Here is a 438-nt window from a genome sequence, read left to right on the forward strand (position 1 = left end):
TTTCCAGTTGGTTTTTGAATCCATGGCCCATCTTCATTTGAATACCATACAAAATCGTTGCTATGATTTTTATTTACATATGATTCATCCAAGTAAACCTCAGGACGTCTTGTTTTTTCACTCCGTACAATCCGATTTCTTCTCATTTTTCTCAGATAGTTTTGTCGTGCTAAAACAATATGATCTTTTTCTTTTAAATACTGAGAACGTATACCTTTTCCAAACTCAAAACCCCAACGATCTAAAGTTCTTGCAAGGGTTGATATATGAAATGATTCTTCAGTAGAAGAAATTTCATTCAGAAAACTGCAAATAGATTCGAGTGTAATATGGCGACCTTCCAAATTAGCATTGCGGATATAATTTCGAACAGCTTCTTGATGGGTAACATCAACGGAATAGGAAGGACGACCACGCAGTTGAGGTAAATTTTTGATG

General features: G+C 35.2%; 1 protein-coding gene. It reads right to left on the bottom strand.

The window, feature by feature from the left end; translation table 11 throughout:
• Positions 1 to 438: hypothetical protein (locus tag HXW94_RS20635; protein WP_218576833.1), on the bottom strand; the 438-nt coding region annotated here is incomplete at both ends.

The organism is Desulfobacter latus (assembly GCF_013389365.1).
In the GTDB taxonomy this organism is placed as follows: domain Bacteria; phylum Desulfobacterota; class Desulfobacteria; order Desulfobacterales; family Desulfobacteraceae; genus Desulfobacter; species Desulfobacter latus.